The sequence below is a fragment of the Asticcacaulis tiandongensis genome, assembly GCF_006475605.1.
In the GTDB taxonomy this organism is placed as follows: domain Bacteria; phylum Pseudomonadota; class Alphaproteobacteria; order Caulobacterales; family Caulobacteraceae; genus Asticcacaulis; species Asticcacaulis tiandongensis.
In genome coordinates this window covers 208,163-214,549 of the sequence record NZ_SSBC01000020.1, presented here as the reverse complement: position 1 = coordinate 214,549, position 6,387 = coordinate 208,163, and the positions used below count along the sequence as shown (strand labels likewise).

Genomic DNA, 6,387 nt, shown 5'->3' with positions numbered 1-6,387 from the left:
GATCATGTTTGGACGGCTGAAGGACTGGCGGCGTGTGGCAACCCGCTATGACAGATGCCCGACTGTCTTCCTGTCCGCCATCGCACTCGCTGCTACAGTGCTCTTCTGGTTATGAGTCCTGAGCCTAAACTACCGGCGTGAAATCAGTTATTTAGAAAACGTTTCACATGAAATCGAATTCTAAATAAATAGTATAAATTCTATATTTTTGGAATAATTTATCGTCTGACATCGTTGGCATTCGCAATTTTCCGATTTTCAGGGCGAAAATTAGGATATTTTGCTATATGAATTTATTTTTACAGATAATACAAATAGATGGCGATCAAGACAGGTCTATGTATTTTCTGAACCTGCGTCTGGATTTCACCACATTATCCTATAAAATATGACGTATTAGAACGTAATGACGTAAGTGCGATTCCTTACGCCCCCTATACGTGTGTTTGTAGCGTTCCTCTTCCCGATCGCAATGTACCGAGTTCTGTCCAACTCTAAATGGCTAAACCTATCATGCCCGATTCCTCCCCGAATGCGGCATCACGTCTCTACGCACTGGCTGTGGCGCGCGATACCGCGAACCTGATTGATCTTGATGCCTCACTGGCTCTGGCGCGCGCTTCGGCGCGTACGCTGATGGCCCTCTCTCCACAGGCGGCGCTTTTGTTCAAAAGCTTCGCGCAGGAAGAGATTGACCGCCTGTCACTCGAATGTACCGAAGAGTCACAAGGCTCCATCGCCATTGTGCGCGAAACCATCAACATGGTCTGACTGTCCCTCCCCGGTCAGACCATGAAAAAAACCCCATGGGCCTTTGCTCATGGGGTTTTGATTTGGGGGTTTTTGATTTGGGGGTTTTTGATTTGGGGGTTTTTGATTTGGGGGTTTTTGATTTGGGGGTTTTTGATTTATGAAGGACCTACGACCTAAACGCGATCATTCCAGTCGCGGATTTGCTTTTCGGCTTCTTCTTCGGCAATGCCGTAGCGTTCCTGAAGCTTGCCCGCCAGACGCTTGCGGTCGCCTTCGATGACATCAAGGTCATCATTGGTGAGTTTGCCCCACGCCTTCTGAACGTTACCCTTGATCTGTTCCCAGTTACCTTCGATCTGGTTGCGGTTCATATGATCCTCCTAATGGCTAAAAAATGCGCGCTTTCGTAATTGAAAGCTGTCCTTAGCCTATGAAGCGATCCCTAAAGATGCAGCACGCACCGCGTCCCATATGGTCAAAAGGCCATAAGGCTTATGCCTCAGTCTTCACGCGAGAAATCATAGACCCGCAGCCCGTCCGCCTCGGCAGGCGGTTCGCGCCAGCGGCGTTTCGACATGGCCTTTTCGGCGTCACGCTGGCCCGCCGCCCAATGCTCGTTCATGGTGACGCGCGAAAATTCATAGTCTTTGGAATGGCTGTGATCGGTGCTGTCGTAGTTGATCAGGTGCACAATACTGACGCGGTGGTGGGCTGCCTTGCTGTAGCAGGCCCGCATGTCCGGATCGTCCTGCAACTCTGGAGGCAGGCGCTCATACAGGCTGCGAATGGTCTGTCTCAGGCGGTAACGCTCAAGGAAGGCGTCGGTGTTCAGGCGCGTCCGGCTGGAATAGGTGATGTCCTTGACGCGGGCATAGACCTCATCAAGCGTGTCCGGCATACCGCCCGAGGCGCTGAACAGATCCATCTGAAAGACCAGTGTATCGCCATCAAGCCCTTCGCTGGCACTGTGCAGTACATAGGTCAGGGGCGTGTTGCTGACCACACCGCCGTCCCAATAGGGCACGCCGTCAATCACGATTGCCGGAAACCCGGGCGGCAAGGCCCCTGAGGCCATGATGTGTTCAGGCCTGATTTCGGTTTCGCGGCTGTCGAAATACACTGAATTACCCGTCAGTACATTTACTGCCCCAACCGAAAGCCGCATTGCGCCGGAATTGATCCGGTCGAAATCGACAAATTGCAAAAGGGTTTCCCGCAGGGGTGTCGTATCATAGAAGCTTGTGTCCGAGGGCAATGTCCACGGCTGCACGAACGGCTGAACAAGTCCGGGCTGGAAAAAGCCCGGCACTCCACCGAACATGCTCATCATGCCTGACCATTGCCGGAACGACGCCCTGATCCACGGATGCAGGCCGCTCAGTTCGTCAGCCGGAAAGCGTACACTGATCCGTTCCCAGAAGCCCCTGAGCCTGGCGCAGCGGTCTTCGGGCGGGTTACCGGCGATGATGGCGGCATTGATGGCACCAATGGATACACCCGCTACCCAGTCAGGTTCCACCTCATTGGCTTGCAGCACCTCAAAGGCCCCGGCCTGATAAGACCCCAGCGCCCCGCCACCCTGAAGCACCAGAACCGTCTGGTCATAGGCAGCTGTTTTGGAGCCTTTTGCCTTTTTCGGCTGAGGGTTTTGTCCACGCGCCATGAGTAATCCTTACCTTTTTACGCCTTACGGCGAAACCCTAGCACAGGGGCACGCCCGACCCAACCTTGGCTGAGTATTAGTCGTCTGACGAACCGACGCTTCACTTTCACACAATACTAACAAAACGGCCTTACCGTTGATGACCAGTAAATTGTCCCTCCCCCGAAATGCCGCCCCAACCTTTAAGGATATGCCCCATGCGCCTCCATATTACCTCTTTTGCCGTTCTGGCCTTCGCGCTCAGCGCCGGTGCCGCCTCCGCCTATGACAGTGATTTTGCCGTAGGCGTACATGCCGGCACCACCGGCGTCGGTATCAGCGCCAAGTATCAGTTCAATGACTATTTCGTCCTTCGCGGCGACTATGATCACCTCGACTATTCGCGCGATTTCAATTCCGATGATGTCGATTATGACGGCCAACTGAACTTCAAGCCGTTTACCGTGGCCGTTGACATGCACCCGTTCCAGAACTCGTTCTTCGTTTCGGCGGGCTATAATACCGGCGACCGCAAGGTGAAGCTGACGGCCCGCCCGACCAGTAATACCGAAATCGGCGGCACCACCTATACCCCTGAGCAGATCGGAACCCTGACGGCCAATGCCGATCTGGGGAGTGGCGCGCCCTTCGTCGGTCTCGGGTTTGATAACACCTTCACCGCTTCGGGCAGCCTGAGCTTCCGCGTTCTGGCCGGTGCGATCATAGGTAAGGAACCGGAACTGCGCCTATCGTCTGACGGGACCGAGGCCAGCAATCCGCTTTATCAGGAAAGCCTGAGGCGCGAAGAAGCTGACCTTCAGGATGATGTCGATAAGGTCAAGACCTATCCGGTATTACAGATCGGTGTGAACTGGCGGTTCTAAGCATAGCGGAGGGGTAAAGCTATGGCTTTGCCCCTCCGGCTCGACTTCGCTAGCCACCTCCCCCGCACGCAGGGGAGGATGAAGCTATAAACGGATTCCGTTTTAGTTCAGGCCATACACAACACAGGCCTGCGCCGTGAGGGTATGCAGCGGCGGCTCCTGAATAAAGGCGTTTTGTGCCGCCTTGGCCTCAAGCTGATCGACCGCTGAGGCGCTTTCGGCCATCATCGGGGCCGGTGGAGCCGGGGCCGCCATCCGTGCACGCGCACCGGTTACCTGCACCGTGTAGGCATCCTGATCTTCGCCGTCTTTGGGCTCACCACGGGCCAGAATGTCAGTCTGACAGGCCCGTCCGGTCGGGTCGATCACCTTGACGCCGCCAAGCTTAGCGCCCGCCGCCGTCACCGCCAGATTGGCGCGTCGCGCCGCATCCTTCACCGCTTCGGAATAGAGCCATGTCTTGGTTTCATTTTCCGGCTCAAGGCTGAAATAGACCTGTTGCGTACTGGTGGGCGACGCCGCCAGCACCAGCGCATAGGCGCGCTCAAGGATTGATGTATCCAGTACCTTGACCGTCATGGTCAGGGTCACCTGATAGGAGTCTATCTTGTCGCCGCGCTGATTTTCGATACGGTTGCCGTCCTTGTCACGGTACTGTTCATAAAGGGCACGCATGGAAAAACCGGTATTGATCTGAACCTTGTCAGGCCCGAGCTTGCGCAAGGCTTCGGTCAGGGCGCGGGTTTGCTCGACGGCTTTGGCCTGTGCCTGATCAGCGGTTTTACCCACCGCAAGGAACGAGGCCGAGAACTGTGCCCGATTGGCAGGCACCTCAGTGCGGACATAGCCGACCTGAGTAATGACCGGCGTTTGCACCCACCACGGGGCCTTATCAAAACCTGATGCCGCGGTCTGGGCGGCGGCCGGTAAGGCCAGTAAAGAAACACCTGCGCTAACAAGAATGGATTTGGCAATAGATACAGGCATGTGTGCCCCCTTTGGTTGCGGACGTACCCCCATCTGTTACCGCAAAGGCGGCGGAAATTTGACCATGCGCGGATGTCACATCCTGTCACAAGCCTGTAATTAACACGAGAAAAATGTGTAACAAGCTGAACCACATAGCTTATAGACAACCAGACGGTTACACCGTCTAGTACATAGGCGTGAAAGGACGAAACGTGTTCGGCGATATTTCCAGCGACATATTTGCTTTCAGTTTCGACGGGTTAAGCTCGCCCGTCATCGACCTGAAGTTTCGCTCAGGCCCGCAAAAGGGGGATCACACGCTCGGCTGGGGGCTGGCCTGGTATCCTTCGGGTAATAAGGCCGCTCAGGTGGCCAAGGACCCCGCCGCCCGTGACACGGTGTCTTTTCGCGGCGCAATCAGCGACTGGGAAGGCTTTCGTTCAACCGTCTTCTTCTGCAAGGTGCGTGGCGCGGCGTCCGGCTATACCCATCTGGAGACCCAGCCCTTTACCCGATCCTTTGCCGGTCAGGAATGGGTCTTTATGCACAATGGCAACCTCGATAAGGAAGCCTTGCGTAAGCTGCATGACAATACCTCGATCTTCCTTGAGCCCTTGGGGCGTACCGATTCCGAACTGGCGCTGGTGTTCCTTCTAGGGCGCATTCAGGATTATGGCGCGCGCACGCTGGCCGATGTCGACCATCACGTCCTGCTAAGCTGGTTCATGCAGCTTGATGATCTGGGGTCGGCGGATATCGCCATCTCGGACGGGGTGAGCGTCGTTGTCTTCTACAGTGAACATTCTGAATCCACCCTCTATTACAGCCGCATCAGTCCGCCGCATAGTTCCACAGGCTTTGAGTCTGATGCCGCCTCCTTTGCCATAGATAATCCGCGTGACCTGTTCCGCACGGCGCTGGTCTTTGCGTCGTCGCCGTTTAACAATGGCAACTGGACACCGATGCAACCCGGCCAGATGATCATTGCCCGCAGAGGCTCTATGGTGTGGTCCAATAAGGCCGAGGCCCTGCCCAAGGCACCGCCCACCCTTCAGCGCGATCAACCCTCCGACAGCCAGAACCACATTGCCAATGTGCTTAAGGAGCATACCAGCGAGCGCTCGGCCCTGTTTGCCAGTGTCCAGTCCCAAAGCCAGCAAACCGCGCATCAGGCGCATATTATTCCGGCCCACACCCACATTATCAATACCCGGTCGATTACCCACGCACCGGATGGTACACCCCTGACCTATCGGCTCTATGATGTGCTGCACACGACCGAATATACCTATGCGCAGCCGGTCGAGCACTCGACCCATACCTTCCGCCTGCTGCCGGTCGAAGATCAGGTACAGGAGGTCATTCATTCGACCTTAAGCCTGTCTGCCGAAGGGGAAAGCGTGCGCTTTGAGGATGTGTTCGGCAATCAGAACATCCACTATTCGATCATCAATCCCTATACGTCGCTCAATGTCACCGTGCGGTCTCTGGTCAAGATATTTGGTCAGGCACCGGACGATTATGGCCCTGCGCGACGTCAGACCAACCTGCCGATCTCATGGATGCCCTGGCAAAATCAGGTCATGGAACCTTACATGATCGTTCTGGAGATGCCGGAAACCCAGATCGTTGAGTTGCTGAACTATGCGCGGTCCTTTTCCGAGCGCAACGGCAATCACCTGCTAGATACGCTCAATGACATGAACCAGACCATCTATCGGGATTATGGCTACGTGCCGGGGTCGACCTCGGTTTCGACGACACCATTCGATGTCTATGCCAACCGGCGCGGGGTCTGTCAGGACTTTGCCAATCTGTTCATCACGCTGGCGCGATTACTGGGCGTGCCAGCCCGCTATCGCATGGGCTATATCTATACCGGCGAAAATCACGAGAACAAATTCCAGTCGGATGCGTCTCACGCCTGGGCCGAGGTCTATATCCCCTACGTCGGCTGGCGCGGCTTTGATCCGACCAATGGCTGTCGCGTGGCGCAGGACCATGTGCGCGTCGCCTGCGGACGTAACTATCTTGATGCCACCCCTACCTCCGGTACCATTTACCGGGGCGGCGGCAGGGAAACGCTCAAGGTCGAGGTAAAGGTCAATGAGGTGTTTCTTTGAAAATTAACGGAGGGCG

6 protein-coding genes and 1 pseudogene are annotated in these 6,387 nt (G+C 55.6%); 4 read left to right on the top strand and 3 right to left on the bottom strand.

From position 1 onward, the window contains the following. Positions 1–115 (top strand): annotated as a pseudogene (locus E5201_RS13385) (IS5/IS1182 family transposase); the annotation flags it as partial. Between the two features lie 398 nt (positions 116–513). After that, the gene (locus E5201_RS13380; RefSeq protein WP_140986852.1) at positions 514–771 is read left to right on the top strand and encodes a hypothetical protein; all 258 of its coding nucleotides are present in this window, start codon (positions 514–516) and stop codon (positions 769–771) included. 155 nt (positions 772–926) lie between these two features. Here the strand turns inward: E5201_RS13380 and E5201_RS13375 are convergent, their stop codons facing one another. Further along, on the bottom strand, positions 927–1,124 hold the full coding sequence (locus E5201_RS13375; RefSeq protein WP_140986851.1) for a CsbD family protein: 198 nt from the start codon (positions 1,122–1,124) through the stop codon (positions 927–929). A gap of 128 nt (positions 1,125–1,252) precedes the next feature. Continuing rightward, positions 1,253–2,416: a patatin-like phospholipase family protein gene (locus tag E5201_RS13370; protein ID WP_140986850.1), complete on the bottom strand. Its 1,164-nt coding sequence runs from the start codon at positions 2,414–2,416 to the stop codon at positions 1,253–1,255. 197 nt (positions 2,417–2,613) lie between these two features. Between E5201_RS13370 and E5201_RS13365 the strand changes: the two genes are divergently transcribed. Then, on the top strand, positions 2,614–3,279 hold the full coding sequence (locus tag E5201_RS13365) for a hypothetical protein (RefSeq protein WP_140986849.1): 666 nt from the start codon (positions 2,614–2,616) through the stop codon (positions 3,277–3,279). Between the two features lie 102 nt (positions 3,280–3,381). Here the strand turns inward: E5201_RS13365 and E5201_RS13360 are convergent, their stop codons facing one another. Further along, a complete protein-coding gene (locus E5201_RS13360) occupies positions 3,382–4,266 on the bottom strand; it encodes an SIMPL domain-containing protein (RefSeq protein WP_140986848.1) in 885 nt (294 codons plus the stop codon). A 194-nt stretch (positions 4,267–4,460) separates the two neighbouring features. Between E5201_RS13360 and E5201_RS13355 the strand changes: the two genes are divergently transcribed. Beyond that, a complete protein-coding gene (locus tag E5201_RS13355; RefSeq protein ID WP_140986847.1) occupies positions 4,461–6,371 on the top strand; it encodes a class II glutamine amidotransferase in 1,911 nt (636 codons plus the stop codon). Positions 6,372–6,387: the final 16 nt, after the last annotated feature.

Bases quoted from the DNA above. Each gene is read 5' to 3' on its own strand.
- E5201_RS13360 (WP_140986848.1), bottom strand. From the start codon at position 4,266: ATGCCTGTATCTATTGCCAAATCCATTCTTGTTAGCGCAGGTGTTTCT.
- E5201_RS13370 (WP_140986850.1), bottom strand. From the start codon at position 2,416: ATGGCGCGTGGACAAAACCCTCAGCCGAAAAAGGCAAAAGGCTCCAAA.
- E5201_RS13365 (WP_140986849.1), top strand. From the start codon at position 2,614: ATGCGCCTCCATATTACCTCTTTTGCCGTTCTGGCCTTCGCGCTCAGC.
- E5201_RS13375 (WP_140986851.1), bottom strand. From the start codon at position 1,124: ATGAACCGCAACCAGATCGAAGGTAACTGGGAACAGATCAAGGGTAAC.
- E5201_RS13380 (WP_140986852.1), top strand. From the start codon at position 514: ATGCCCGATTCCTCCCCGAATGCGGCATCACGTCTCTACGCACTGGCT.